The following is a 26,761-nucleotide window of genomic DNA, read 5'->3' as shown; positions in this document are numbered from 1 at the left end:
GCTCAGACCGCGGCCGGGTGCATGTCGTAGACCGCGTAGGCCGCTCGGATCACCGGCTGGGCGACATTGCGCACCCGGATGCCGCCCGGGGTGGTGCCGCGCTCGGTGCCCGCGTGGGCGTGACCGTGCAGCGCCAAGTCGGCGCCGTGCGCATCGATCGCCTCGCCGAGCAGGTAGGAGCCGAGGAACGGATAGATCTCCCTCGGCTCGCCGTGCAGGGTGTCGCTGATCGGGGAGTAGTGCGTGAGCGCGACGGTGACATCGGTCCGCAGATCGGCCAGCGCGTCGCCGAGCGCCGCGGCCACGTCCACGGTGTGCCCGGCGAATTCGCGCATCAGGGGTTCACCGAAGACGCTCGCGCATTTGCCCGCGAAGCCGCCGCCGAAGCCTTTCGTGCCCGCGACTCCGAGCGTGCTCCCGTCGACGTCCAGCGTCACGGAGGTGCCCTCGAGGACCGTGATGCCGTGGTCGGTCAGCACCTTGCTGATCTCCTGTTCGGCGTCGCCGTGATAGTCGTGGTTGCCGAGGACGGCGACGACCGGCACACCCAGCTCGGCGAACTCCTCCGCGACGACCCGGCCCTCCTCGACGGCGCCGTGGCGGGTCAGATCGCCCGCGAGCAGCAGCACATCCGCCCGCTCGGACAGCCCCTCCAGCGCCGGCCGCCACTGGCCGCGCGAGTCCGCGCCGAGATGTACGTCACCGACCGCGGCTATCCGCATGCGGCTCAACCCCTTTCGGATACGTCGGGCTCCAGCGTCTCGATCTCGACGGGCGCCGTCGGGCGGGTGACATGGACGTCGTTGTGGATTCGCGCGTGCGGAAGTTGCTCGTGCACAACGGTTTCCATCTGCTGCTTGCAGTTCTCGCTGCTCACCTCGCCGCACAGCACCACGACGTCGCCGCGAATGGTCACCTGCACACCGAGTTCGGCGGTGCGGGGATCCTCGGCCAGCGCCCGGCGCAAGCGGGCGACCAGGTATTGCGGCTGCTCCATCTACTCCACCTTTCCGGTGCGGGTGATGCCGAGATCGTCGATCAGGCCCATGAACGCCCGCGCGTAGGGCGAGGCCTTGGTCTGCTCGCGCACCACCTCCCAGTCGACCTGCTCGCGCAGGTCGCGCGCGATGTGCAGGATCGGGCTGAGATCGAGGCGGTGCGCGTCGAAGACGAGCATCTTGTCGATCATCAGGTCGGTGCCGCTGATCACCGGGGCCTTGGCCGGTCCGATGCGCATCTGGGTGGCCCGGTCGAGCAGTTCGTCGGTCACCTCGCGATCGTTCGGGCGATGGATGACGTCGACCAGGATGTCGTCGGCGTAGACCTTGCGCAACCAGTTCTCCGGCGGGTCGCACACCCGCAGGCCGGCTCGGGCCAGCGCGTTGATCGCCCGCCCGCTGTCGGCGGGTTTGACGAAGATGTCGACGTCGTGCTGGGAGGCGGGGCCGCCACGGGCGTAGACCGCGCAGCCGCCCGCCACCGCGAATCGGATATCAGTCGCCGCCAGGGCGTTCACCGTACGGGTGAGCGCATGCAGCAGCTGATCGGTGGTAACGGCCATGCAGCGGTGGTACCCGGCGGACGCCGGGTTAATCGGCGTTTCACCGGGTATGCGTCCGGATATCCGGAGGGCCCGGCGCGGCCCCACCCCGGGTTTCCGGACCACTTCGGACCGACTTCGCGAGCAGGGAAGGGAGCGATCATGCCCAAGACGACAGCGCGCGGCGACGTGAAGAAGTCCGAGTTGCCGAGCACGCTGAAAAGGTCGGAGGAGAAGGCGCAGCGCACCTTCGCCGAGGCGCACGACGCCGCGCTGGAGCAATACGACGGTGACGAACAGCGCGCGCACCGTGTCGCCTACGCCGCGCTGAAGCACAGCTACGAGAAAGTCGGCGACCACTGGGAGGCCAAAGCGCGCCGCGGTCCATCGGATGAACGCGCCGAGCAACGCGGGCCGGACGCGCGGGGCGAGACGGCCGAAGGCGTCGACGCCAACGCGTCGAAGGACCACTTGCTCGATATCGCCCGGCGATTGGAGGTCACCGGGCGCTCGCGGATGACCAAGGACGAACTCGTCGAGGCGATCAAGAAACGCAATCGCCAGGAGGCCGCGCGTGCCAGGAAGTGACGACGACGCCTGGGCCCGCCGCGAGCGCGGCGAGACCGAGCTGGAACGGCTGGACCGGAACTGGGGAAGCCTGGTCCAGGAGTTGCGTGTCGTGCAGACGGGCGTGCAGTTCCTGTTCGGCGCGCTGCTGGTCCTGCCGTTCCAGGCGTCGTTCGGCACGTTGACACCGGGGATGCGAGCGCTGTACCTGGCGACCTTGGCCACCGTTCTCGGTGCCACGGTGTTCCTGATCGCGCCGGTGTCCTGGCATCGGATCCTGTTCCGCAGGCACCGGCTGGGCAATGTCGTCTCGGCGGCCCACCGCTGCGCGATGGCGGGCGTCGCCCTGCTGGGGCTGGCGCTGATCGGCGCGGTGATCCTCGTGGTCGACTACGTGATCGGCGTGGCCGCGGCGATCGTGGCGGGCGTCGCCGCCGTGGCGTTGTTCGTGTCCACGTGGCTGGTCGCGCCGTGGCGCTGGCGCAGCGCGTCCGAAGACGTCCGCGCCGAGCGCTACTGAGCAGGCGCTACCTGGTCACCGCGCCCAGGACACGACCTCGCCCGCGTGCGCGGGAGCGCCGCGGTGATAGGCGCTGAGCGTCTCGACCGCGACCCGGTCCCAGGAGCTGCGGCTCGCGGCCCGCTGATAGCCCGCGGCGCCCCAGGTTTCGCGCAACGTCGAGTCCGCCAGCAGCGGGCGCACCGCCCGCACGATGGCGTCGGGTTCGGGCGGAGCGACGAATCGTCCCGTGACGCCGTCGACCACGGTGTCCAGCAGGCCACCGACGGCCGTGGCGACCACCGGCTTCCCGCAGGCCATCGCCTCCAACGCCACCCGGCCGAACGGCTCGTACCAGGGGGTGCAGACCACGACGTCGGCGGAGCGGTACAGCCGGGGCCGCAGCGGCCGCGACACCGGCCCGGTCAGCCGGAGGCGTTCGCGCACACCGTGTTCCGACGCGATGCGGCGCAGCCTGCGGCCTTCGGCGTCGTCCTCGTCGTCGGCCGCCGGGCCGCCGACGATCACCAGTTCGGTGTCGGGCAGCTGCGGCAGCGCGCGGATCACGGGGTCGAATCCGCTGCGACGCACCAGCTCTCCGGCCGCGAGCAACCGGTGGGTGGCGTGCCGATCGGCGGCGGCGCCCTCCGGGGTGAACGTCGTGAGGTCGACCCCGTGCGGCACGATCGATGTCCGGAAACGCGGCACGCCCATCCTGGCCAGTTCCGCGACCTCGTCGGAGCAGGTCGCCACCACGTGCGCCGCCCGCGTCGCGATGAGCCGCTCGAACCTGATCCGCGAGCGCGGGCTCGGGTCGGCGAGGCCTTCGGAGCGCCGCTGCACGGTGCCGAGCCCGTGGAAGGTCAGCACCACCGGGATGCCGTGCGCGCGGGAGGCCAGCTCGGCGGCGAGCCCGGATTTCCAGTAGTGCGCGTGCGCGATGTCGGGTCGGTCGGCGGTCCAGTGCCGCCGCAGCACCGTGCCGAAATCGCCGAGGTAGGGCAGCGTGCGGTCGCTCGGCAGGGGAGTGGGCGGTCCGGCCGGCACGTGCACCACGCGATAGCCGCCCTCGGCCAGTAGCTCGGCGGGAGCACGCGGACTGATGCGCCGGGTGTAGACCGTCACGTCGTGGCCGCGGCGGGCGTACGCCGCCGACAATTCCGCGACGTAGGCGCCGCGGCCGCCCCCGTCCGCGGGGCCGCCTTCGGCGAGCGGGCTGGCGTCTTCGGAAACCATGGCAATCTTCACCGGGTGCTCCGTTCTCTCGTCGCGGGCACATCCGGACGCGCGTGTACGCGCGGTTGCCCTACGACCGGCATCGCGTGACGTTCGGGAATATGGTCGGGATGCCCGGAGGCCGCCCGATGAAACCCCACGTCAGCGGCCGCATAGCGGGCCGATCGGTCGGTTTTGCCCGGTTGCGGGCCCTGCGGCGGCGGGTCACGTTCTCCTACCGAACGCTGTCGGGAACGGGTCGGCCGTGCCACACTGTAGGGAGGTTGAGATCACAGCCGACCCCGGTTCGACGCATTCGGCGCAGCCGGTCGATGGGACGGCACGGCAACCGGTTCGCGCTCGCGCCGCCCTCCCCGGCCGTCGCGAAGGACTGGATACCCCCTACACGGGAGGTTCGACTTGTCTGCCATTTCTCTGCTACGGGACCACGCCGATGGCGTGCATCTCAATGGTTCGGGACCGGGACGTCGTCGGGACAACCGGTTGTGGGCACAGCGGGTGGACCGCCGTCGCGAATGTGTGGTGGTCCGGGTCGAAGGCGAGTTGGACGCCGCCGTGTCGGCCGAATTCTTCGAGACGGTCGAGCGTGCGCTGCAGTCACCGTGCGATGCCGTGGTGATCGATCTGCGCGGGGCGAGATTCCTGAGTCTGCGCGCGGCCGTGCGGCTCGGTGCGCTGCGGGGCGAGGGGTCGGGTCATCCGGATCTGCGCATCGTCGCGGGCGGAGCGGGAGTCGAGCGGGCACTCGAAGTGACCGGCGTGCGGTCGCTGTTCGCCCGCTATCCGTCCATGCGCACGGCCTTGGACGCCTGAGCCGGAGGCCGCCGACACGAAGCCCGTGCTCGCCGGTGTGACCCCGTCCGATCCGGTCACACCGGGCGCACCGGCATCGGATACTTCAGCAGTGAGTGAGAGCAGGTCGGTCCAGCCGGAGAACGCCATCGCGCTGGATCGGGTGATCGGTACCGGAACGCCGCAAAGTGTCGGCAGCTTCCGTTTCTGGTTCGCCGACCAACGGTGGGAATGGTCGGGCGAGGTCGCATCGATGCACGGCTACGCACCGGGGGCGGTGACCCCGACGACGGAGTTGTTGCTGGCGCACAAACACCCCGACGATCGCGAAGCGGTGGCCAGCGCCTTGGCGCGGTCGATCGCCGACGCGGAACCGTTCTCCAGTCGCCACCGCATCATCGATACCGCGGGCGCCGTGCACCATGTGATCCTGGTCGCCGACCGGATGGTCGACGACGCGGGGCATGTGGTCGGCACCTCCGGCTACTACATCGATGTCACCGACACCCTCGCCGAGCATCGGCAGGAGACACTGCACGACGCGCTACCCGAGCTGTACGCGGCCCGCGCGGTGATCGAGCAGGCGAAGGGCGCGCTCATGCTGATCTATGGCGTCGGCCCCGAACAGGCGTTCCGGGTACTGAGCTGGCGATCGCAGGAAACGAACGTCAAACTGCGCAAACTGGCCGCGCGGCTGGTCGCGGATCTACCCGGCCTTGCCGGGGTCACGGTAAGGCTGCGAACCGAATTCGATCATCTGCTGCTCACCGCCCACGAGCGCATCGACGGCGACTGACCGGCGTTTCGATCCCGGCGCGGCGGGTACGTCCCCGAACGAGGAACGTGGCGATTTATTTCCGCTCCACAGTCCGTGGCGCCAGGGTGTGCGGTACGCAGGCCACAGTGGAGTGGCTGTGAGGACAAGGTGGTGATGGGCCAATGGGGGAGTCGACTTCCCGATCCTCGACCGACACGACGACGGTCGGTGTACGAGTGCCCGCCCGGCTGGAACAGTTGACCATGCTCCGCGCGCTCGCCGAGACGGTCGCTCTCATCGCGGACTTCGCCTTGGACGAGGTGACCGACATCCGGCTCGCGCTGGACGAGGTGGCGACCTCGCTCATCCTCGACGCCGCCCCCGGCTCGACGATCGACTGCGAGTTCACCTACGACGACGGCAAGATGTTCGTGCACGTCTCCTCGGTGGCGGTCACCGAGTCGGTGCTCGGATACGCCGGGCTCGGCTGGCACATCGTGCGCACGCTGACCGACTCGATCGCGGCCGCGCAGGGCTCCTACGACAGTGTGCTCGGCGGATATCCCACCGTGATCGACTTCAGCTGGGTACGAGGGGCCCCGAATGGCGGGTGAGCCGAGGTCGCGCGGGGACACCTACGACAACATCGAGCCGCTGTTCGAGAAGATCGCCGCGCTGGACCCGGGCGACGCGCGCCGCGAGACGCTGCGCCGGGAACTGATCGAACGATGCCTGCCGCTGGCCGAGCACATCGCCCGCAAGTTCGCGGGCCGTGGCGAGAACTTCGACGACCTGCTGCAAGTGGCCCGCCTCGGGTTGGTGCAGGCAGCCGACCGGTTCGACGTCACGCGCGGCTCGTCGTTCCTGTCCTTCGCCGTGCCGACGATCATGGGCGAGGTCCGGCGGCACTTCCGGGACAACACCTGGGCCGTGCGGGTGCCGCGCCGCACCAAGGAGATCCAGCTGAGCATCGGTCCGACCGTCGAAGCGCTGTCGCAGAAGCTGGGCCGGATGCCACGCGCCAGGGAGATCGCGGCGGAGCTGGACGTCGACCTGGTGGAGGTGACCCAAGCACTGATCGCGGGCAACGCCTACCAGTCCTCGTCCATCGACGCGGCCACCGGCGAGGACGCCGAGAGCGCCGCGCAGCCGCTGCTGGACAGCCTCGGCGCGGAGGAGCCCTCGTATCACCTGGTCGAGGACGTGATGGCGGTCGGGCCGCTGCTCGGCGAGCTTCCCGAGCGCGAGCGTCAGGTGCTGACCATGCGATTCTTCGAGTCTTTGACCCAGAACCAGATCGCCGAGCGGCTCGGGGTCTCCCAGATGCACGTCTCGCGCATTCTCTCCAGAACCCTGAGCGCGCTGCGCGAGCAGGCGCTGCGGGACTGAGCGCGGCCCGCTACACCGGATTCGGCGGCGCCGGGTCCGGTGACGGCCCCGGCAGACCGGGGTCCGGCGACGGGCGGCCCGGGTCCGGCGTCGGCGGGACCGGGTCGGGGCCGGGGCCGGGCGGCCGCGGCGCGGGACCGGGAACCGGCGGCAGGGGATGCGGATCGGGTTCCGGCGGAACGGGATTCGGCTCCGGAATGGGGTCGGGCTCGGGAATCGGCGGCACGGGATCCGGTTCCGGGATGGGCGGCACCGGGTCCGGCTCCGGCGTGGGCGGGACCGGATGCACCGCGCTGTCGGTGGACATGCGAACTCCTCCTCCTTCGGGCGACCGGCTGCGCGACCTCGGCGACCGCGCTCGACCGGCCGATCATCGGCCGGTTACCCACCGATCGCCGGGCCAACCGGTCCGCGCCCGGCGGCGGTCCGGCCGACCAGTTTGCCGATCGGACCCAACGGGTAGTCAGACAGGAACCGGACAACAGATGCCGATGGCTCGAGGAGCTCGTCATGACCGACCAGCGCCGCCCAGGCACCCGGAATCCGCGGTTCGGACCGGGTGGGCCGGGGGCGTCGACGCAGTCCCGAGGGATCTCCGTCACCAGGAACCACGACGTCATCCGCCGCTGGGCGGCCCAGCGCGGAGCGCGGCCCGCGACAGTGCCGGGCAGCGAGCAGGACGGGCGGCTGGGGGTGCTGCGATTCGACTTTCCCGGGTACGGGGGCGCCGTGCTGCGCCGGGTGGGATGGGACGAGTGGTTCGCGACGTTCGATGCCAGGAAACTTCGCTTCTGGTACCAGGAGCGCGACACCGACGATCCGCCGAGTAACTTCAACCGCTTGGAGCCGCCGCGATAGCCGGTCGGGCGCTGGGGTGGCCGTGATACCGGTCACGGACGGCTGGAGTGATCGTTCCATCGGAAGCGATGTGACGCAGGGCATGATCGCCCGGCGAGCCCCGTTGTCGCGCCTGCGGTTCTCTCCGTTGCGAGAAGAGCCGATTACGCCGTCGAAAATGGCTGTTACCGTGCGCCTTTCATGATCCGACTCGTTCTCTGGGTACTGCGGTGGCGCGCGGACGACAAACTTCGGTGCCGCCCCGCTGTTGCCGGAATCGGGCGGGTGTATAGCGTCGAGGGAACGACGACGAGGCCCCGCTTCGGTCTGCCGGATGTTTACCGGAGGGGCACCGGGGTACTCCCAGCCGAGCAAAGGTTGCTCGAAAAGCGGAAAGTCGCGTCGGTATGGGGATGCGGTCGTCCGCATCGTGACGCGCTTGCGCATGTCTGCAAGGGATAAGGTCTTGAGCGCAAACCTGATGATCGTGGAAGACGACGACCGGGTCCGTGGTGCGTTACGGCTCGCTATGGAGGACGAGGGATACGACGTCGACGAGGCGGAGGAAGCCGAGGACGCGCTCACTCATCTGCGCAGCAACGGTGTTCCCGATGTGATGATCGTCGATCTGATGCTCGGCGGCATGGACGGATTCGAATGTATCCGGGAGATCCGCCGCGACCACGACGTCCCGATCATCGTGGTCAGCGCCCGCGACGACACCCACGACGTGGTGGCCGCACTGGAGGCGGGCGCGGATGATTTCGTCACCAAGCCGTTCGAGATCAAGGAGATCACCGCGCGTATGCGCGCGGTGCGGCGCCGCGCCCGGCTGACCGCCGAGCGCGAGACGCCACAGGAGATGGTGCTCGACGCCGACGACACGGCTCCGCTCGTCCTCGCCAGGGACAGCGGGGTGGTGCGCCGCGGCGACGAGGAGATCCGGCTCACGCTCACCGAGTTCCGGCTGCTGTGTGAGCTGGCCGAGACGCCGGGTCGCGTGCTCAGCCGGACGGTGTTGCTCGAACGGGTATGGGACCGTGGCTTTTTCGGCGACGAGCGCATCGTGGACGTGCACATGCGCCGCTTGCGCACGAAGATCGAGCGGGACCCGTCCGATCCGCGCATCGTGGTGACGGTGCGCGGGCTCGGCTATCGGCTCGATGTGCGGCGCTGAGCGCTGCCTCGACGCCGAACGCTGGAATCCGAACGCCTGGAGCCTACGAGCCAGGGTGACCGCAGCCTTCGCGACCATCGCCGCACTGATGTCGCTGGTCCTGGTCGTTTCGGTCTTCGTGATCAGCCGCGGCTACCTGGAAGGGCAGCGAACGCACGCGGGCAGCGAATCGCCGGGCGACCTCAACGCGGATCTCGATCTGCTGCGCAACGTGCTCATCTGCTGCGCGGTCGTGGTCACCTCGATCGGCGCGGCCGTCGGCTGGTGGGCGAGCAGGCGGGTGCTGACACCGCTGCACCAGCTCGCGGGCACCGCGGCGCGGATCGCCTCCGGCGACCTCGATCAGCGGCTGCCCGCGACCGGGGACCAGGATCTGGCGATCACCGTCGAATCGTTCAACACCATGGTGGACTCGCTGCAACGACGCATCGAGCGCGAACACCGGCTCTTCGGTGACGTCAGCCACGAGCTGCGCACGCCGCTGACCACCCTGATGGCAGGCGTCGACGTGCTCAACCGGCACCGCGACGATCTGCCGGAACGTTCGCAGCGGGCGCTCGGCCTGGTCACCGCCGAGGTCGAGCACCTGCGCAAGCTGCTGGACGATCTGCTCGCCCTGGCGCGGGTGGAAGCGGGCATGCACCACGGCGACGCCGAGCCGCTGTCGGTGCGCGACCTGCTGGTCCACACCCTCGGCGACCGCCGTTACCCGGGTGAGCTGCTCACGGTGCGTCAGGACGTCACCGTGCGCGGCCGCAAGGTGGAGCTGGAACGCGCGGTGGCCAACCTGCTGCACAACGCCGACCGACACGGCGGCGGTGTGGTCGCGGTCACCGTCGACCGCGACGGCACCGACGCGGTGCTCACCGTCGACGACGCGGGCCCCGGCGTGCCCGCCGCCGATCGCGACCGCATCTTCGAACGATTCGCCACCGCCCGCAGCGGCCGCCGTTCACCGGACGGGACGGGGATCGGCTTGGCGCTGGTCGCCGAGACGGTCGCCACGCACGGTGGCCGGGTGCACTGCACCGACCGGCCCGGCGGCGGCGCGCGATTCGTCGTGCGGCTGCCCCGGCTCGGCGACATCCATCCGTAATACGACCGTAAAGAACTCGACAGGTTCACCTCAAAGTGGCTTCGCAAGCCTGAATAAGTAGTGCTGATCAGACGAGGGAGTTGTATGTCATCGCCAACCCTGTCCCCAGCGGAGATCGAGCGATCGCGGGTCGGTAACGCCGCGGCCGCTCTCCGGGCCACCCCGGCCCGGAACGAGGCCGGACCGGCCGTGGTCCTGCGCACGCCTCGCTTGGCCGACGGCGCGCAGATGTGGCGGATCGCGAAGGATTCCGCGGTGCTCGACGTCAATTCGAGCTACGCGTACCTGCTGTGGTGCCGGGACTTCGCCGGAAGCTCGGTGGTCGCCGAATCGGACGGCCGCGTCGTGGGATACGTGATCGGATTCGTCCGTCCGCAGGCGCCCGACACCGTCTTCGTCTGGCAGATCGCGGTGGACCGCGCGCAGCGCGGCCGCGGCATCGGCGCCCAGCTGCTCAACACGTTGCTCAACAGTGTTGCCGCTCAGGGTGTTTCGGTGCTCGAAACGACCATCTCGCCGGACAACGCCGGTTCCGTGGCGCTGTTCACGTCGGTGGCCGCGGCGCGCGGCGCCGACGTGCACAAGCGCCCCTTGTTCGACGCGGGCGTCTTTCCCGACAGCCACGCACCCGAAGACCTGTATCGCATAGCCCCGACCGCCCGCACCACCGAGGAGGATCACCGATGATCAACGCGGACACCACCGTTTTCGAAAGTCTGGAGTCGAACGTGCGCGGTTACTGCCGCGCCTGGCCCACCGTGTTCACCACCGCGAAGGGCAGCTGGCTGCGCGACGAGGAAGGCAAGGATTACCTGGACTTCTTCGCGGGCGCGGGCGCGCTGAACTACGGCCACAACAACGACGTGCTCAAGAGCGCGCTGCTGGACTACATCGCGAGTGACGGCATCACCCACGGCCTCGACATGTCGACCGGGGCCAAGCGAGAACTGCTGGAGACGCTGCGCGACACCCTCTTCACCCCGCGCGGCCTCGACTACAAGGTCCAGTTCCCCGGCCCTACCGGCGCGAACGCGGTGGAGGCCGCGCTCAAGCTGGCACGCAAGGTCACCGGGCGCGAGACCATCGTCAGCTTCACCAACGCGTTCCACGGCATGACCCTGGGCGCGCTGTCGGTCACCGGCAACGCCGCCAAGCGCGCCGGGGCCGGTGTGCCACTGGTGCACGCCGCGCACATGCCCTACGACGGCTACTTCGACGGCACCACCGCCGACTTCCAGTGGATGTCGAAGGTGCTCGACGACACCTCCTCCGGCTTCGACCGCCCCGCCGCGGTGATCGTGGAGACGGTGCAGGGCGAAGGCGGCGTCAACGTCGCCCGCGCCGAGTGGCTGCGCCACCTCGCCGGTCTGTGCGCCGAGCGCGAGATCCTGCTGATCGTCGACGACGTGCAGATGGGCTGCGGCCGCACCGGACCGTTCTTCTCCTTCGAGATCGCGGGCATCACGCCCGACATCGTGACGCTGTCGAAGTCGATCGGTGGTTACGGGCTTCCGATGGCTCTGGTGCTGTTCAAGCCGGAGTTGGACGAATGGTCGCCGGGCGAGCACAACGGAACCTTTCGCGGCAACAACCCCGCGTTCGTCACCGCGACGACCGCGCTGCGCCACTACTGGTCCGACGACGCTCTGCAGACGGCGACGCGGGCCAAGGGCGAGAAGATCGCGCGCACCCTGGGCGAAATGGCCGATCACTTCCCCGGTGTCTCGACCCGTGGACGCGGTCTGGTGCAAGGCGTGGTGTTCGACGATCCCTCGCAGGCAGGCAAGGTCTGCCAGATCGCGTTCGAACGCGGACTGCTGGTGGAGACCTCCGGCTCGACCGACGAGGTGGTGAAGTTGCTGCCGCCGTTGACGGTCACCGACGACGAACTCGACCAGGGCCTGCAGATCCTCACCGGCGCGGTCGATTCGGTGTGCGGCGGGATGGGGGCGATCGCATGATCGTGCGCAGCACCGCGGAGATCACCGGTACCGAGCGCGACGTGGCGGGCGAGGGCTGGCGTAGCAAGCGCATCGTCCTCGGCGGCGACGGCGTCGGCTTCTCCTTCCACGAAACCACCATCGACGCCGGGACGGTGCACGTGTTCCACTATGTGCACCATGTGGAGGCCGTATGGCTGGTCGAGGGCGAAGGCACGCTCACCGATCTGGACAACGACGTCACCTACGAACTCGGGCCCGGCTCGATGTATCTGCTCGACGGACACGAGCGGCACCGCTTGGAGGCGCGCACCAGGATGCGGATGATGTGCGTGTTCAACCCGCCGGTCACCGGGCAGGAGGTTCACGACAGCAACGGCGTCTACCCGCTGGTCCACGCGGCGATCGGAGGTTGAGCACACCCATGGTTCTGCAGCACATCGAAACACCGCCCGAGACGGCTCGCTACGATCGTTACCCGACCCGTCTCGGCGCGCCCGCTCCGCACCTGGAACGGGCCGACCCCGCGGTGTGGGGGGAGATCGAGAGCCAGGAGCTGGCGTCGTTCGACGCCGACGGGTTCGCCATCCTGGACCAGCTGCTCACGCCGACGGAAGTGGCCGAGTACAGCGAGGAGATCACCAGGCTGGCCAACGATCCCGCGCTGCGCGACGACGACCGTGTCATCGTGGAGAAGTCGTCGAACCGGGTGCGTTCGGTCTTCGAAGTGCACAAACTGAGCGAGGCGGTCGCCGAACTGGTGCGTCAGCCGCGGGTGCTCGGGCTGGCCGAGCAGGTGCTCGGGTCGCCGGTGTACGTGCACCAGAGCCGGGTGAACTACATGCCCGGCTTCCGCGGCACCGGTTTCTACTGGCACTCCGATTTCGAGACCTGGCACGCCGAGGACGGCATGCCCGCGCCGCGTGCGGTGAGTCTGTCGATCGCGCTGACCGACAACTATCCGATCAACGGCAGTCTCATGGTGATGCCGGGCTCGCACCACACCTTCGTGCCGTGCCTGGGCAGCACTCCGGCCGAGCACTACCGGGAATCGTTGCAGGAGCAGGAGATCGGCGTGCCGACGACCGACGACGTCACCGCGCTCGCGAACCGGTACGGGATCAGTCAGTTCACCGGCCGGGCCGGCTCGGCGCTGTTGTTCGACTCCAACCTGATGCACGGGTCGTCGAACAACATCACGCCGTTCCCGCGCTCGAACATCTTCGTGGTGTTCAACAGCGTGCACAACACGCTGGTCGAGCCGTTCGCCGCGCCCGCGCCGCGACCGGAGTACATCGGCAGCCGCGACTTCACGCCGCTGTCGGCCTGATCTCGGCGACCGCCCCGCGCGTGCGGCTCGCTCCCTCCCAGGGGCGGGCCGCACGCGCGGGGCGTTTCGCGTGTTCCCCGTGTCAGGCGAGCCGCCGGATCGCTTCCGGACCGAGGTCGGCGATCGTCGGGTAACCGTCCACTGCCATCAGCAGATCGGCCTCGGCGAGCAGCGAACGCACCACGTGCACGAGCCCGTCGACGCCTCCGAGGGCGAGGCCGTAGGGGTAGGGGCGGCCGAGGCCGACGGCCGTGGCGCCGAGCGCCAGCGCTTTGACGATGTCGGCCCCGGTGCGGACGCCGGAGTCGAACAGCACCGGAAGGCCGTCGGCGGCCGCCACCACTTCCGGCAGATGCTCGATCGCCGGAATGCCACCGTTGGCCTGCCTGCCACCGTGATTGGAGCAGTAGACGCCGTCGACCCCCGCGTCCTTGGCGCGCCGCGCGTCGTCGGGGTGGCAGATGCCCTTGAGGACGAGCGGCAGGTCGGTCAGCGAGCGGAGCCACGCCAGGTCGTCCCAGGTCAACGGATTGCCGAAGAGCGAGATCCAGGTCAGGATGGCGGTCTTCGGGTCCTGTTCGGGCGGGCTGGGCAGCAGGGCGCGGAAGACCGGATCGCTGAAATAGTTGGCCAGGCAGTGGCCGCGCAGCTGCGGGAAGTTGGACACCGACAGGTCGCGCGGGCGCCAGCCCGGCACCCAGGTGTCCAGGGTGACCACGATGGCCTTGAATCCCGCCGCCTCCGCCCGTCGGACCAGGCTCTGCGCGAGGTCTCGATCGGTGGGGGTGTAGAGCTGGAACATGCCGGGGGTGTCGCCGAACTCCGCCGCGACCTGCTCGAGCGGATCGACGGTGAGGGTGGAGGCGATCATCGGCACGCCGGTGCGCGCCGCGGCCTTGGCGGTGGCGATGTCGCCGTGCCCGTCCTGAGCGCACAGTCCGATCACCCCGACCGGGGCCAGGAAGATCGGCGTCGGCAGCGTCATGCCGAACAGTTCGATCGAGAGGTCGCGTGTCTTGCTCGCGCGCAGCATGCGGGGGATCAGGCCCAGTTTCTCGAACGCCGTCACATTGGCACGCTGGGTGAGTTCGTCGCCTGCTCCGCCCGCGACATACGACCAGATGCCCGGTGGCAGCGCCGCCTGTGCCTTGGCTTCCAGGTCGGCATACGTCATCGGGAAATCGGGCAGCACGCCCCCGAGGCCTTGGAAGTAGATCTCGTTCTGGTAGTCGCCGAAGTTGGTCACGCTGCTCCTGTCCACGTCTCGATGCATGAATGTATCCGATACGTTCCTGTAGCGGGTTGGTTCTCCTCAGGCGGACAACGCGCGGAACAGTGCGAGCCAGCGATCCGGGGAGACCAGCCCGACCGGCCGATCGAGCGGTATCCCGGCCGCCCCGCAGGCGCTGCGCACCGCACGCGCGGGAAACTGCCGCCGCAAGGACGCGGCCACGCTTCCTCCGACTCCGGAGAATCCCAGCTCGACGAGTTCGCGGTACGCGGCGAGTTGGTCGCATGGCAGCAGCGGGGCGGGCCGGGCGCGCAACCGCAGGACGGCGGCATCGACTCCGGGGACCGGGTGGAAGCTGCGCCTGCCGACGCGCGCGCCCAGTTCGATCGCCGTCGTGGGCCAGTGGACCACGGTGAGCTTGGTCCACCGGCCGTAGTCACCGGAGTGCTTGCGGGCGAATTCGAGCTGGGTGAGCAGGGTCGCGGAGGTGAGCCCGTCGGCGGCCAGGCACCAGCGCACGATGTCGGTGGTGACCGCGAACGGCACGTTGGCCACGACCGCGAACGGTTCCCGCGGCGGGCGTGCAGTGCGGAAATCCCTGTGATACAGGCGAATTCGTGGATCGTCCGCGTATCGGCGGCGCAGCAGCGCCACGTAGCGGTGATCCTTCTCGTAGGCGAGGACCCGGCTGCCGACGTCCAGCAAGTGCCGGGTCAGCATGCCGTCGCCTGGTCCGGCTTCGAGGACGAGGTCGCCGGCGGTGACGCCGGAGGCGCGCACGATCAGCCGGGCGGCGCGCGCGTCGGTGAGGAAATTCTGCGACAGCCGCTTGCGCGTAGTCGCCGGGTGACTCGCGCCGCCGTGGGCGCGCGAAAGGGAACGATGGCGGGACATGGGTGTCCTCCGAACGGAGTGGTCGAATCGGGAAGGTCGATTCGCCCGGACCCATGCCGGGGCACGAATCCGGCGACCGCTACCGGTCGCCGACGGGGATTCCGCTCGAACGGATCAGCAGATGATCGGAGCGCTACGGTGCATCGGCAGAGTCCGGGCCTCCGCACGCAGCCGGATGTGATACGCGCCGACCGCGTACGCTCCGTTCATCCCGGGACTGCCGCACATGTGCGGCACCGTATGACATCCGCGCGGTCGTCTGCCACTTCTTTTCGGAGGGGTCAGCGCGCCGACTGGCCCACAACGCCCCGGTCTTGCTGCTCGGCGGCGTAGACCCGCCAGGACTTGGCCTCCGCGTGCTTGCCGAGTTGGTCGAGCAGATCGGCGAGTTCGGCGATGGCGCGCGGCTCGCGACGGTCGGCGGCGGTGCGCCACCAGGATTCGGCCCCGACGGGGTCGCCGCGCCGTAGCCGCACCATGCCGAGTTCGTACGCGGCGCCCGCGTGCCCGGCGTCGGAGGCCTGCGTCCACAGTCCGCACGCCTGTTCTTCCTCGCCGCGGCGGTACATCGCGACGCCGAGTTCGTAGAGCGCGCCGCGGTACCCGGGGTCGCCCGACGTCTTGGACTCGCCGGTGCGCGTCGGCGCGGCGGGTCGTTCGGTGGGTTGCGGAATCCCTTCCACCGCCGACGCGGTGTCGGGGGCCCGGTTACTCGGCGCACTCTCCGTGGGGCTGCCGGGGGTGACCGCCGCGTCGAATTCACGGACAGGTTCCTCAGGGGATGGCGCCTGCGATACCTGGGCGCCGGCGGTGAGGTTCGATGCGCTCGGTGCGTGAGTCGGTTCCGCGGCCGCGGCGCCGGAATCCGCGGGCGGAGTCTGGGCGAGGGGCCGGGCGGGCGGGCCCGCGAGGTCGAATGCGCGATATGGCTCCGTCGTGGTGGGAGAGTTCACGACCTGCGCACTCGGCCCCGAGCGTGGAGTGTCCGCCGCAGGGGGAGTCGCGGCAGGGCCGGGAAGAGTTCGGGTAGCTTGCGGCCCTGCGGGAGCGGGCCCGGGAAGCGAAGGTTCTGCCTGCGGAGGGGCGTGCGTGCCGCCAGGGTCGAGCGCGCGGTACGGGTTCGCGGTCAAGGGGTTCGCGACGATCGGGCCGGATGCGGTGCTCGGGCCGTCCATCGCGAGCGGAGCGCTCGATGCGGGGGGTGCAGCGCCGACCAGCGGGCCGGTGCTGGAGCGCGCTGGGCCCACGGGTGGATACGTATGCGCGACCGGCGGTCCGAAGGTTCCGTACGAGTCCGCCGCCGCCGCGCTGCCGCCGGAGGATCCACCCGCGGTGGTGGCCGGACTCCGCCGCCCGCCGGGCCTTTCGGGCGCCGTCCCGGGGCGGGAATCGAGATGTTGTGCGCAGATCTCGGCCTGCGGCTGCGATCCGGGCGAGGCCAGCACGCCATTGGCTTCGGGTGCGATGTCACCGGCGAGGGAATTGTGCCCGCTGTGCGCGGCGCTGGTGACGAATTGCTCGGCGGGCGAACTCGGCGCCGCATGCGCGCTGTCCCGGGTTCGGGTGCCGGGAGCAGGATGCGGAGTTTCCGGAGTGGATCGCGCGGCCCGGGACGACTGCAAATTCACGAAGAGACTGCCCGCGCGGCGGGGCGGGGCGTGCTGCTGGGTCTTCCCCGGCCCGTCGCCGACAGCTGCGGCCGGATCGGCGGCGGGCCGTTCGGCGCGAGCCCTGGGTAGGCTCGCGGCGTCGATACGCGGAACCGGCATGGTCGGCAGGGTCGGCGGGCCCGCCGACGAGACCGCGTGCGGGATGGACGGGTTCGTGCCACTCGGAGCGGTCGCGGGCGGCTGCGGTGCGACGGGCGTGGGAGCGGTGGACAGCTCCACGACCAGGTTCGCGAAGTTGGGTGGCCCCTCGCCGATGCTGCACCACAACACGACGCGACCGTTGGGCCGGTGTTCGACGACGATGCCGTAGTTGCCCGCCCACGACTTCTGCGTGCCGAATTCGTCCACCCAGACCGGGGTCAGGGTCACCAGGGTCACCGGCGCGGTGGGCGTGACGTCGAAGCTGACCCCCGCGGCGAGCGCGTCGCTCCACGCGTCGACGCCGGCGAGTGAACGTCCGTGCAGGTCCAGATATCCGTCGACGACCGAGAGCCCCATGCCGAGCCCGCGCAGTCCGGCGGGCGGGGCGGCGGAGATCATCGTCAAGGTGACGGTGGTGGGGGCGGGGCCGACCTGCTCGGTGTACATCGGGTAGACCATGCTGCCGTGCCAGCGGATCGGATCCGCGCTCTGATAACGTGCGGCCAGCGGCAGCTCTTCGGGCGTATTCCGGGCAGCCCACGACGAATACCGCTCGTTCACTGTCGCGCGCCTGCCTTTCCACCCGATCCCTACCACCGCCCCCGCGCCGGGCAGCGGGGTATACCGTACTCGCCGCGAACCGGAACCGCGCCGCAATCCCGAGGCGGTGGGTAATGCCCCGAGCCCCAACGCTACCGGGGACTTCGCGCTATTTCCCAATGGTGCGCAGTGGGGCGCGGGCCGTCCGCGCGGAATCGAGCGGCGCGCGTCGTCCTTGGCCGGAGACAGGCCGTCGCGATGGCGACCGCATCGGCATTGCCCCTGCCCGGCGCTGCCGTCGTGTGCCCCACGGTGCACCGGTTCGGCAGGCCGAGTGGCGGGGTGCGCCATAGGCCTCGCATCGTCGTGCGGGACCGGAAGCGCCGCGCCGCGGGTGTTGGCCGCTTTGCCGGAACGCCGACCAGCCGACCAAGCGCTTGCTACGCTCGATCGATGATCTCCACGGTGGTCTGGGGAACCGGCAATGTCGGCCGGGCGTCCATTCGGGCCGTCGATGCTCACCCCGCGCTGCGATTGACCGGAGTGCTGGTGCACGACCCGGCGAAGATCGGGCGCGACGCGGGCGAACTCGGCGGACTCGAGCGGGAACTCGGTATCGCCGCCTGCGGCGATGTCGACGGAGTCCTCGCCGCGCGCCCGGACGCGGTGGTCTACGCGGCTTCCGGCGACATCCGGCCCGACGACGCGCTCGCCGATATCGTGCGGGCACTGCGGGCCGGCGCGGTGGTCGTCACCCCGGCCCTCTACGCTCTCTACGATCCGCGCAACGCACCGCCGCAGGTACGCGAGCCGGTGCTGGCGGCGATCGCCGAGGGCGGCGGCTCGCTGTTCGTCTCCGGCATCGATCCCGGCTGGGGCAACGACGTGCTGCCACTGCTGATCAGCGGGCTCGGCAGCACGGTGGAGACGATTCGCTGCCAGGAGATCTTCGACTACTCCACCTACGACCAGCCGGACTCGGTGCGCTATCTGGTCGGCATGGGCCAGCCGATGGACTATCAGCCGCCGATGCTCGCGCCGTCGGTGCCGACCATGGTGTGGGGCGGGCAGATCCGGCTGATGGCACGGGCGCTCGGCGCCGAACTCGACGAGATCCGCGAGACGCTCGACCGGCGCGCCCTGGACACCACGGTCACCACGGCCTCCATGGGGCAGTTCGCCGCAGGCACGCAAGGCGCCGTGCGATTCGAAGTGCAGGGCATCGTCGCGGGGCAGCCGCGGCTGATCGTCGAGCACGTCACCCGCATCCATCCCTCCTGCGCGCCGGACTGGCCCGCACCCGCCGACGGCGGCGCGGGGGCGCACCGGGTGATCATCGAGGGCCACCCGCGCATCGAGGTCACCGTCGAGGCGACCGACGAAGACGGCAACCGCTCCGCGGGCGGGAACGCCACGGCCGTCGGCCGCCTGGTCGGCGCCATCGACTGGCTGGTGGCGGCGCAACCAGGACTCTATGACGCGCTGGATGTCCCCCTGCGTCCCGCGGTCGGCAAACTCGGAAGGAAACATCCATGATCATCGACGTCCCCGCGGGCAAGGATCCGATCGGCTACGTCTGGGGCGAGATGGTGCCCGGCATCGGCGTCGCCGCCTCGAATTTCTCGCTGGCGGTGTACTCGCACAGCACGCTGGGCCTGCGCGAGTTCGAGGCGGCCCGGCTGCGTATCGCCCAGATCAACGGATGCCTGTTCTGCATGGACTGGCGCACCGAACGCGATGGGAGCAAGGTCGAGCCGGAATTCGCCGACGCCGTCACGAACTGGCGCACCACCGAAGCCTTCGACGAACGCACCCGGCTCGCCGCCGAATACGCCGAGCGATACGCCACCGATCATCACCACCTGGACGAGGAGTTCTGGCGCCGGATGCTCGCCCGCTACAGCCAGGCGGAAGTGGTCGAGCTGAGCATGTGCATCGGATCGTGGCTGGCGTTCGGCCGGCTCAACCATGTGCTCGGCCTGGACTCGGTGTGCGTGCTGCCGGGTCATTCCGGCGACCGTCGGAGCCGCTGAGCCGGGTGTCTCGACACCCATGCCGGCTGCCCGTCGACCAGGCCCAGCTCGAACTCCTCCGGAGCGTCGAGCACCGCGGCGAGCTGGCGAAGCGCTCGATCGGCGGAGATCTGCGCGGGAAAGCGGATGTACTCCAGGGTGGCTCCGGATATCCGGGCGCGGAATCCGTACCGGAATTCCACCTGCCCGGCGTAGGTCAGCGCGATGCGACCCTGCCAGTGGATGTCGTGCCTGCCGTCGGGGCGCCGGGTGAACGACACTTCCTGGTCGGCGACCGAGTCGTGCCCGAGCAGATAGATGTTGAACGCCAGGCCTTCGATGTCGTCGGCGTGCGCGAGGGGGAGCGGGTCGACCGTGAGGCACTGCGGCTGTTCGGATCTCAGCAGAAAGGGCCGGCCGGGCGCCGCGGCGCGCAACCCGGTGGCGTCGTCCTCGCCCCAGTAGGTGGACGAGAGCGTGCAGCTGTGATAGTTCTGCCAGACGATCGGCGACAACCAGTCCTCGCCGTCCTCCTCGCCGTGGTCGGGGTCGCGTTCGGCGTTGTACGCCGCGGAGCGCAGATGCAGATCGAACCACAGGCTACCGGCCTGGTCCATGCGGCCGGTCCACGCGAACTCCTCGATCGCGTGCCCTTCCGGCCACGGATTTCCCGGGAACACAATTCTCCCGGCGGGCGAAAATCGCACCAGGTCGGTCCTTTCCATGCCGACACACCCTAGCGACCGCGACCGACAAACTCGACACGCCGGAACGAGAAGGCCACCACCGGCCGGGTCACGCCTCAGGCGTTGGCCGGCGCCTCTTCCTCCGGCCGGCCCGCGGGCGGCTCGTCCACCGTCCGTTTCGGCCCGGTGAACCAGGTCCGGGCCGACACCAGCCACCAGATGCCGATCGCGCCCACCACGCCGACCAGTGCGATCGGCGCGTAATTCACTGTGTTCCAGGTGAACTCGCTGTGCCAGGGATAACCGCGGGCGTCGGTGGGCAGGATGAACAGAAAACTGATCAGCGCGATCCAGCCCAACGCGACCAGACCGACCGGGCGATACCAGGCCCCCAATCGCCATGGGCCGGTGCGGAATCGGCTCCCGTGCCGCTGCCGCAGCAGAATCGGAATGCCGTAGGCGATGTAGAGCCCGATGGTCGCGATCGAGGTCGCCGCGGCGTAGGCGGTCGGCGCGTCGGCCGCGGGCACCAGCATCGAGGGAATCAGCAGCAGGAACGCGAAGAACGAGATGAACAGCACCGCGTGCACGGGTACCTTGCGCGCGGAAAGCCGCGCCCAGTACCTCGAACCCGGTACCGCGCCGTCGCGCGCGAACGCGAACAGCATCCGGGACGCCGAGGTCACCGAGGCGTATCCGCAGAACAATTGCGCCACCGCCGCGATGATCAGCAGCAGACCCGACCAGAAGCCGTTCAGCGAGTTCTCCAGGATGTAGATCACGGGATAGCCGCTGTTCTGCGCGGGATCGAGCGCGGCGTCCAGATCCGGGATGGCGAACGTCACCGCCATGATGAGCAGGTATCCGGCAATCGCCGACACGACGATCGTGTTGATGATGCCTTTGGCCGCCATCCGGGACGCGTCGTGCGTTTCCTCCGACATGTGCGCGGAGGCGTCGTAGCCGGTGAACGTGTACTGCGCGTGCAGCAGGCCGAGCAGGAAGCTGAACGCCACCCCGCCGAATCCGATCGCGCTGTTGTCGACCGTCTCGGTGAAGACGAATCTGGCGCTTTGATGGTGCTCCGCTCCGAACCCGAGGACCACGACGAAGATCGCGACGCCGCCGACGTGCCACCACGCGGACACGTTGTTGATCACCGCCGACAGGTGCGGACCGATGACGTTCAAGACGGCGTGCAAGACCAGGATGGCGGCGAACACCAGGAAGATCGCCGTCCGGTCGGTGCCGATGTCGATTCCGACGACGTTCAGCACCACGGTGGTGAAGATGGCGGCGCCGTAATCGATCGCCGCGGTGACGGCGATCTGCCCGATCAGGTTGAACCATCCGGTGAACCAGCCCCACACCGGTCCGCCCAGTTCGGCGGCCCACCAGTACAGCCCGCCCGAGGTCGGATAGGCGGAGGCGAGTTCCGCCATGGCCAGCCCGACGAACAGCACCATGATCGAGACCAGCGGCCACCCCCAGGCCATGGTGATCGGGCCGCCGTTGGCCAGACCGATGCCGTAACTGGCCAATCCGCCGGTCAGGATGGACACGATCGTGAAGCTGATGGCGAAATTCGAGAAACCCGACCAGGACCTGGCCAGTTCTTGTTTGTAGCCCAGTTCGGCGAGCCGACGTTCGTCGTCGGAAGGGGTTCGGGTTTCGGTCATGTCGTGCTCCCGGGTGAAAACGCTGCCCTCATACCGCGTCTGCCAGAAGATCAGTGTGAAGTACCGATCGGTCACCCGCAGCGCAACCAGCGAATTCGCGGCGGCGCCCGGCCCACGGGCCCGCTCGGGGCGCGCTGAACGTAGCGTTTAGCCATGAGTGAGCGACTGGTGGTCATCGGCGGTGACGCGACCGGAATGTCGGCGGCCTCGCAGGCGCGCCGGATGAAGGACCCGAGCGCGCTGGACATCGTGGTCTTCGAACGCGGCGGGTTCACCTCCTACTCGGCCTGCGGCATTCCGTACTGGGTCGGCGGTCACGTCGCCGACCGGGACGCGCTGATCGCCCGCACGCCCGAAGAACATCGCGCCCGAGAGATCGACCTGCGGTTGCGCACCGAGGTGACCGAGGTGGATGTCGACCGGGCGCGCGTGCGCCACCGTGACCGCGAAACCGGCGATTCGGCATGGATGTCCTACGACCACCTCGTCCTCGCCACCGGAGCCCGCCCGATCCGGCCCGCGCTGCCCGGCATCGACGCGGACGGTGTGCACGGCGTGCAGACCCTCGACGACGGGCAAGCGCTGCTCGACACGCTGGAACGGACGCGCGGCAACCGGGCCGTCGTGGTGGGGGCCGGTTACATCGGGGTGGAGATGGCCGAGGCCCTCATCCGGCGCGGCTACGACGTCACGATGGTCAACCGCGGCCGCGAACCCATGTCGACGCTCGATTCCGACATGGGAGCCCTGGTGCGCGACGCGATGTGCGGCATGGGCATCAAGGTGGTCGGCGCGGCGGAGGTGACGCAGTTCCGTACCGATGACGACGGCCGGGTCGCCGCGGTCGTCACCGACACCGCCGAATACCCGGCGGATGTGGTGGTGCTCGGCATCGGCGTGCGCCCGGAGACCGCACTGGCCCGCGCCGCCGGTCTGCCGGTGGGGGAGTACGGCGGGCTGCGAACCGATCCCGCCATGCGGGTGCGCGGGCACGAGAACATCTGGGCGGGCGGCGATTGCGTCGAGGTGCTCGACCTGGTGTCCGGCCGCGAACGCCACATCCCGCTCGGCACCCATGCCAACAAGCACGGTCAGATCATCGGCGCGAACATCGGCGGTGGCTACGCGCTGTTTCCCGGCGTCGTCGGCACCGCGGTCAGCAAGGTCTGCGCGCTCGAGGTCGCCCGAACCGGCCTGCGCGAGAAGGACGCGCACGCGGCGGGCCTGCAATACGTGACCGTCACGATCGAATCCACCAGCCGCGCCGGCTACTATCCGGACGCGGCGCCGATGACGGTCAAGATGCTCGCCGAGCGGTTCACCGGACGCTTGCTCGGCACCCAGATCGTGGGACGCGAAGGCGCGGGCAAGCGCGTCGACATCGCTGCGGTCGCGCTGACCGCCCGGATGACCGTCGAGCAGATGACGATGCTCGACCTCGGTTACGCGCCGCCGTTCTCCCCGGTCTGGGACCCGGTGCTGGTGGCGGCGCGCAAGGCCGTCACCGCGGTGCGCGAGCGCGGGTAGCCCGCTCAGCCGAAGAGCTCCAGCAGCTCGGTCCTGCCGAACATCACCGCCGCGTCGCGGGCGCTCGGGGTGCCCGCGTCGGGGTCGGCCCCCGCCGCGGCGAGTTGCCGGACGATCTCGGTCTCGCCCTTGAACACCGCTCCGGCCAGCGGGGTCTGGCCTTTGTCGTTGGCGCGGTCCGGATCGGCCGACCGTTGCAGCAGCGCCGCGACGGCGTCGGCGTGCCCGTGGTAGGCGGCGAGCATGAGCAGGGTGTCGCCCGCGTCGTTGGTGAGGTCGACCGGCACGCCCGCGTCCACGTAGGCGGCCAACCTCGCGGTGTCGCCGCGGCGGGCGAAGTCGAACACCTTGGCGGCCAGTTCGAGCAGTTCGGGGTCGATCTCGTCGGCGCTCATCCGCTCACTCCTGTCCCGGCCGCGCGGTCAGCGCGCCGCCGCAGGCTTTCCCAGCTGTTCGCGCACGATACGCAGGTCCGCGGCGAACGCTTCGTAGGCGGCGGTCCGGTCGGGCGCGCGCAGCACCGAGGACGGGTGCACGGTGGCGATCGCACGGAACTGCGCCGTCTCGACGACCTCGCCGCGGCGTGTGCTGACCTTGAACGCGGGGCCGAGCACCGCCTGCGCGGCGATCGCGCCCAGACACACCACCAACCGCGGCCGCAGCAGAGCGAGTTCGGCGTCGAGCCAGGCCGAGCAGGCGACCACTTCGGTGCGGCCCGGTTGTTTGTGGATGCGCCGCTTGCCGCGCTCCACGAACTTGAAGTGTTTCACCGCGTTGGTCAGGTAGACCGCGTCGCGGTCGATGCCGACCTCCGCCAGCGCCCGATCGAGCAGCCGCCCCGCCGGGCCGACGAACGGCTGGCCCGCCACGTCCTCCTGATCGCCCGGCTGCTCGCCGATCAGCACCACCTCGGCGTCACCCGGCCCGGCGCCGAACACCGTCTGGGTGGCGTGGCGGTAGAGATCGCATCCGCGGCAGCCGCAGGCCGCCTGCCGCAACCGCGTGAGGTCCGCGTCCTCGGGGACGTACATCGCGGCGCCTGGCGCCTTCGTAGCCATGGGCCGACCTCCTCTGCCGCCTTGTGCTGGTGGCGGCTTACCCGTTTCCGCGACCCTCACGCGAGAGCCGCGAATCTGCCTCCCATGTGGTGAACGACCGGACCCGGGTCGGTATAGTCGCCGCGGATGAGTAGTGTCACCGCCACCGCCGGAACGCCGATATCCCAGAACCGTCGACTCGCGCGCGTGCTGCGCCCGGCGCCGGTCCTGGCGCTCGCGTTCTCCGCGTTCTGTCTGCTGACACCGGTCTGGCCGTTCCACAAGATCACCGGCGGGTTCATCGACCTGCAGGTGTATCGCCTCGGTGTGGATGCCATGCGGCACGGCGCCGACATGTACGGCCAACTGCCGCAGACCACCATCGGGGCGGGCCTGCCGTTCATCTACCCGCCCTTCGCGGCGCTCGCGCTCGGTCCCTTCGCGATGCTGCCGTGGGACGTCGCCGCGTTGAGCTTCTTCGTCTCGTCGGTGGCCGCCCTCGCGCTGACGCTGTATCTGGTGGCGCGGCGGGTGTGGCCGGAGGAGTCACAGCGGGGTCTGGCGCTTTGGGCCACCGCGTGCGCGACTCCGCTGGGGCTGCTGCTGGAGCCGATCCACTCCACGCTGGACTTCGGTCAGGTCAACCTGTTGCTGATGGCCCTGGTCGCCGCCGATTGCCTCACTCACAAGCCGCGCTGGCCCCGTGGCGTGCTGATCGGCGTGGCCGCCGCGATCAAGCTGACGCCCGCCGCGTTCGTGCTCTACTTCCTGGTCCGGCGGGACTACCGCGCGGCCGCGACCGCCGCGGTCACCGGCGCCGCCGCGACGGCGCTCGGCTTCGCGATCCTGCCGAAGGAGTCGGTGAAGTACTGGTTCGGCGGGCTGGGCAACGTGTCTGGGCTGAGCGGTTCGGCATTCCATACCAATCAGTCGATTCAAGCGGTGTTCGCTCGCTTCGAAGTACCCGAGCCCGCGTTCACCATCATCTGGCTGGTCCTCGGCGCCTTGCTGCTCGCGCTGGTCGTCACCGCCATGCGCCGCGCCGCCGACCTGCCCGCGCTCGCGCTGGCCCTCAACGCCGTCTTCACGCTGCTGGTATCGCCGATCTCCTGGTCGCACCACTGGGTGTGGATCGCGCCCGCGTTGTTCGCCGTGGTCGGTTACGCGTCCCGCCTGCCTGCGCGGCGGGCGATCGGATGGTGGGTGACCTTTGTGGTGACCGCCGCGGTGTTCGTCATCGGCCCGCACAACTGGCTGCCCGACGGCGAGCATCGGGAGACCGCGTGGACGCCATGGCAGCATTTCATCGGCAACACCTACGTCTGGTTCAGCGTGGTGCTCGTCGTGCTGTTCCTGGCCGCCGCCAGGCGGAACGTCACGGGCGTCGGCGATCTCTCGCCCGATGATCCGGTCCGCGCGTCCGAAGCCCTGTCGGCGCGCTGAGGATCGAGCGCCTCAGGCCGTACCGGGCGCGGAGGGTGCGACGAAGAGGAAGCTCTTCTCCTCGACGCGCTCTTTGATCCGCCACTGTCCGTCCACGCGGACGAACGTGTCCAGGTACCAGAGGCCGCACAGCATCATCGTCGGCGGGCCGTCGCCGCCGGAGACGAGCATCGGGTTGTGGCACATCGTGCGCCCGGTGGCGGTGTCGCCGTCGACTCGGGTGGACGAGTTGCTGATCAGATGTTGGAAGGCGGGGAAGTTCGGCAGGACCGAGGCCAGGAATCGCTTCGTCGCCGCCAGATCGCCCACCGAGCCGCCCATGGCCGAGTAGTCGATGTGCGCGTCGGGGGTGAAGATCTCGTCCAGCAGGTCCCACTGCCGGGTGTCGACCGCGTGCGAATAGCGCACCATCAGGTCTTCGATCTCGAGTCGATCCGAAATCTCCTGCAACGACAGCATGCCTGCCTCCGATCGACGTCGATGTCCCGGGTAGATGCCACCAGGTTTCGGCGTGCGAGGCAAGGTGGGTGTCGTCAGGCCTTGCGCGGCAGGATGTTCAGCACCAGTGTGAGCCCCGCCACGATGCTCAGGCAGGCAAGGAGGGTGGCGAGCGCCGATTGGGTGAGCGTGGCGATGCCGATCGAAAAGGCAAGGCACGTGGTCAAAGCGAGCGCGCCGGTTCCCGGTTCCACACCGGCGATGCGGGTTGGTCGGTAATCCGTCATAGCTATGAGATACCCA

General features: G+C 69.6%; 31 protein-coding genes. 17 read left to right on the top strand and 14 right to left on the bottom strand.

What is annotated here, in order from left to right:
• Positions 1-2 precede the first annotated feature (2 nt).
• Genes NB3_RS08240 through NB3_RS08230 form a run of 3 tightly spaced genes read right to left on the bottom strand, consistent with a single transcriptional unit; the run spans position 3 to position 1,561 of the window.
• Positions 3-722, bottom strand: coding sequence for a metallophosphoesterase family protein (locus NB3_RS08240; protein WP_067798993.1), 720 nt, complete (start codon positions 720-722; stop codon positions 3-5).
• 5 nt (positions 723-727) lie between these two features.
• Positions 728-997, bottom strand: a complete 270-nt coding sequence (locus NB3_RS35520; protein WP_067798990.1) for a BON domain-containing protein — start codon at positions 995-997, stop codon at positions 728-730.
• Positions 998-1,561 carry a nucleotidyltransferase family protein gene (locus NB3_RS08230; RefSeq protein WP_067798988.1) on the bottom strand — a complete coding sequence of 188 codons (564 nt, stop codon included), beginning with the start codon at positions 1,559-1,561 and terminating at the stop codon, positions 998-1,000.
• A 141-nt stretch (positions 1,562-1,702) separates the two neighbouring features.
• Here NB3_RS08230 and NB3_RS08225 point away from each other — a divergent pair, with 141 nt between their 5' ends.
• Positions 1,703-2,128 carry a ChaB family protein gene (locus NB3_RS08225; protein ID WP_067798985.1) on the top strand — a complete coding sequence of 142 codons (426 nt, stop codon included), beginning with the start codon at positions 1,703-1,705 and terminating at the stop codon, positions 2,126-2,128.
• The gene (locus NB3_RS08220; RefSeq protein ID WP_084485985.1) at positions 2,115-2,627 is read left to right on the top strand and encodes a DUF6328 family protein; all 513 of its coding nucleotides are present in this window, start codon (positions 2,115-2,117) and stop codon (positions 2,625-2,627) included. Before NB3_RS08225 ends, NB3_RS08220 begins: the two co-directional genes overlap by 14 nt.
• A 15-nt stretch (positions 2,628-2,642) precedes the next feature.
• Here the strand turns inward: NB3_RS08220 and NB3_RS08215 are convergent, their stop codons facing one another.
• A complete protein-coding gene (locus NB3_RS08215) occupies positions 2,643-3,854 on the bottom strand; it encodes a glycosyltransferase (RefSeq protein WP_067798979.1) in 1,212 nt (403 codons plus the stop codon).
• A gap of 387 nt (positions 3,855-4,241) precedes the next feature.
• Between NB3_RS08215 and NB3_RS08210 the strand changes: the two genes are divergently transcribed.
• From NB3_RS08210 to NB3_RS08195, 4 genes are all read left to right on the top strand, one after another.
• Positions 4,242-4,655, top strand: coding sequence for an STAS domain-containing protein (locus NB3_RS08210; RefSeq protein ID WP_067798977.1), 414 nt, complete (start codon positions 4,242-4,244; stop codon positions 4,653-4,655).
• Positions 4,656-4,746: 91 nt separating this feature from the next.
• Positions 4,747-5,430 carry a PAS and ANTAR domain-containing protein gene (locus NB3_RS08205; protein WP_067798974.1) on the top strand — a complete coding sequence of 228 codons (684 nt, stop codon included), beginning with the start codon at positions 4,747-4,749 and terminating at the stop codon, positions 5,428-5,430.
• 143 nt (positions 5,431-5,573) lie between these two features.
• Positions 5,574-6,005 carry an ATP-binding protein gene (locus tag NB3_RS08200; protein ID WP_067798971.1) on the top strand — a complete coding sequence of 144 codons (432 nt, stop codon included), beginning with the start codon at positions 5,574-5,576 and terminating at the stop codon, positions 6,003-6,005.
• Positions 5,995-6,780 carry an RNA polymerase sigma factor SigF gene (locus NB3_RS08195; protein ID WP_067798968.1) on the top strand — a complete coding sequence of 262 codons (786 nt, stop codon included), beginning with the start codon at positions 5,995-5,997 and terminating at the stop codon, positions 6,778-6,780. Before NB3_RS08200 ends, NB3_RS08195 begins: the two co-directional genes overlap by 11 nt.
• A gap of 10 nt (positions 6,781-6,790) precedes the next feature.
• On the opposite strand, the gene NB3_RS08190 is transcribed toward NB3_RS08195, so the two are convergent.
• Positions 6,791-7,087 carry a hypothetical protein gene (locus NB3_RS08190; protein ID WP_067798965.1) on the bottom strand — a complete coding sequence of 99 codons (297 nt, stop codon included), beginning with the start codon at positions 7,085-7,087 and terminating at the stop codon, positions 6,791-6,793.
• A gap of 203 nt (positions 7,088-7,290) precedes the next feature.
• Here NB3_RS08190 and NB3_RS08185 point away from each other — a divergent pair, with 203 nt between their 5' ends.
• The 7 genes from NB3_RS08185 (at position 7,291) to thpD (ending at position 13,160) form a co-directional block, all read left to right on the top strand.
• Positions 7,291-7,638, top strand: coding sequence for a hypothetical protein (locus NB3_RS08185; RefSeq protein ID WP_067798962.1), 348 nt, complete (start codon positions 7,291-7,293; stop codon positions 7,636-7,638).
• A 445-nt stretch (positions 7,639-8,083) separates the two neighbouring features.
• Positions 8,084-8,794 carry a response regulator transcription factor gene (locus NB3_RS08180; RefSeq protein WP_067798959.1) on the top strand — a complete coding sequence of 237 codons (711 nt, stop codon included), beginning with the start codon at positions 8,084-8,086 and terminating at the stop codon, positions 8,792-8,794.
• A gap of 55 nt (positions 8,795-8,849) precedes the next feature.
• Positions 8,850-9,890 carry an ATP-binding protein gene (locus tag NB3_RS08175; RefSeq protein ID WP_244891809.1) on the top strand — a complete coding sequence of 347 codons (1,041 nt, stop codon included), beginning with the start codon at positions 8,850-8,852 and terminating at the stop codon, positions 9,888-9,890.
• 84 nt (positions 9,891-9,974) lie between these two features.
• On the top strand, positions 9,975-10,577 hold the full coding sequence (gene ectA / locus NB3_RS08170; RefSeq protein ID WP_084485983.1) for a diaminobutyrate acetyltransferase: 603 nt from the start codon (positions 9,975-9,977) through the stop codon (positions 10,575-10,577).
• Positions 10,574-11,851 (top strand): diaminobutyrate--2-oxoglutarate transaminase, encoded by a 1,278-nt coding sequence (ectB, locus tag NB3_RS08165; protein WP_067798950.1) that lies wholly within the window; start codon positions 10,574-10,576, stop codon positions 11,849-11,851. Before ectA ends, ectB begins: the two co-directional genes overlap by 4 nt.
• Positions 11,848-12,246: an ectoine synthase gene (locus NB3_RS08160; protein ID WP_067798947.1), complete on the top strand. Its 399-nt coding sequence runs from the start codon at positions 11,848-11,850 to the stop codon at positions 12,244-12,246. The genes ectB and NB3_RS08160 overlap by 4 nt, the downstream gene beginning before the upstream one ends.
• Positions 12,247-12,254: 8 nt before the next feature.
• Entirely contained in the window at positions 12,255-13,160 is a 906-nt protein-coding gene (thpD, locus tag NB3_RS08155) for an ectoine hydroxylase (RefSeq protein ID WP_067798945.1), read from the top strand.
• Positions 13,161-13,242: 82 nt separating this feature from the next.
• Here the strand turns inward: thpD and NB3_RS08150 are convergent, their stop codons facing one another.
• The 3 genes from NB3_RS08150 to NB3_RS08140 form a co-directional block, all read right to left on the bottom strand.
• On the bottom strand, positions 13,243-14,406 hold the full coding sequence (locus NB3_RS08150) for a lactate 2-monooxygenase (protein WP_244891808.1): 1,164 nt from the start codon (positions 14,404-14,406) through the stop codon (positions 13,243-13,245).
• Positions 14,407-14,472: 66 nt separating this feature from the next.
• Entirely contained in the window at positions 14,473-15,285 is an 813-nt protein-coding gene (erm, locus tag NB3_RS08145; protein ID WP_084485981.1) for a 23S ribosomal RNA methyltransferase Erm, read from the bottom strand.
• A gap of 281 nt (positions 15,286-15,566) precedes the next feature.
• A complete protein-coding gene (locus NB3_RS08140; RefSeq protein WP_067798939.1) occupies positions 15,567-17,657 on the bottom strand; it encodes a tetratricopeptide repeat protein in 2,091 nt (696 codons plus the stop codon).
• 432 nt (positions 17,658-18,089) lie between these two features.
• Between NB3_RS08140 and NB3_RS08135 the strand changes: the two genes are divergently transcribed.
• Entirely contained in the window at positions 18,090-19,172 is a 1,083-nt protein-coding gene (locus NB3_RS08135) for an NAD(P)H-dependent amine dehydrogenase family protein (protein WP_067798937.1), read from the top strand.
• Positions 19,169-19,669 carry a carboxymuconolactone decarboxylase family protein gene (locus tag NB3_RS08130; protein ID WP_067798935.1) on the top strand — a complete coding sequence of 167 codons (501 nt, stop codon included), beginning with the start codon at positions 19,169-19,171 and terminating at the stop codon, positions 19,667-19,669. The genes NB3_RS08135 and NB3_RS08130 overlap by 4 nt, the downstream gene beginning before the upstream one ends.
• Here NB3_RS08130 and NB3_RS08125 read toward each other — a convergent pair.
• A complete protein-coding gene (locus NB3_RS08125) occupies positions 19,642-20,373 on the bottom strand; it encodes a hypothetical protein (protein WP_157111633.1) in 732 nt (243 codons plus the stop codon). The genes NB3_RS08130 and NB3_RS08125 overlap by 28 nt on opposite strands.
• Before the next feature lie 77 nt (positions 20,374-20,450).
• Positions 20,451-22,013, bottom strand: a complete 1,563-nt coding sequence (locus NB3_RS08120; protein WP_067799523.1) for an amino acid permease — start codon at positions 22,011-22,013, stop codon at positions 20,451-20,453.
• A 153-nt stretch (positions 22,014-22,166) separates the two neighbouring features.
• Between NB3_RS08120 and NB3_RS08115 the strand changes: the two genes are divergently transcribed.
• Positions 22,167-23,540: an FAD-dependent oxidoreductase gene (locus NB3_RS08115; RefSeq protein ID WP_067798929.1), complete on the top strand. Its 1,374-nt coding sequence runs from the start codon at positions 22,167-22,169 to the stop codon at positions 23,538-23,540.
• A gap of 5 nt (positions 23,541-23,545) precedes the next feature.
• On the opposite strand, the gene NB3_RS08110 is transcribed toward NB3_RS08115, so the two are convergent.
• Entirely contained in the window at positions 23,546-23,935 is a 390-nt protein-coding gene (locus NB3_RS08110; protein WP_067798927.1) for an ankyrin repeat domain-containing protein, read from the bottom strand.
• Between the two features lie 27 nt (positions 23,936-23,962).
• Positions 23,963-24,598, bottom strand: coding sequence for a UdgX family uracil-DNA binding protein (locus tag NB3_RS08105; RefSeq protein ID WP_067798924.1), 636 nt, complete (start codon positions 24,596-24,598; stop codon positions 23,963-23,965).
• Between the two features lie 126 nt (positions 24,599-24,724).
• Here NB3_RS08105 and NB3_RS08100 point away from each other — a divergent pair, with 126 nt between their 5' ends.
• A complete protein-coding gene (locus NB3_RS08100; protein WP_067798921.1) occupies positions 24,725-26,020 on the top strand; it encodes a glycosyltransferase 87 family protein in 1,296 nt (431 codons plus the stop codon).
• 12 nt (positions 26,021-26,032) lie between these two features.
• Here NB3_RS08100 and NB3_RS08095 read toward each other — a convergent pair whose 3' ends face one another.
• A complete protein-coding gene (locus NB3_RS08095; protein ID WP_067798918.1) occupies positions 26,033-26,479 on the bottom strand; it encodes a nuclear transport factor 2 family protein in 447 nt (148 codons plus the stop codon).
• Positions 26,480-26,553: 74 nt separating this feature from the next.
• Positions 26,554-26,745, bottom strand: coding sequence for a hypothetical protein (locus tag NB3_RS08090; protein ID WP_067798915.1), 192 nt, complete (start codon positions 26,743-26,745; stop codon positions 26,554-26,556).
• Between the last annotated feature and the right edge of the window lie 16 nt (positions 26,746-26,761).

Origin of the sequence: Nocardia beijingensis NBRC 16342 (assembly GCF_001612785.1) — a bacterium.
Lineage (GTDB): Bacteria > Actinomycetota > Actinomycetes > Mycobacteriales > Mycobacteriaceae > Nocardia > Nocardia beijingensis.
The sequence above is the reverse complement of the archived record's forward strand: the minus strand, read 5'-3'. Positions and strand labels throughout refer to the sequence as shown.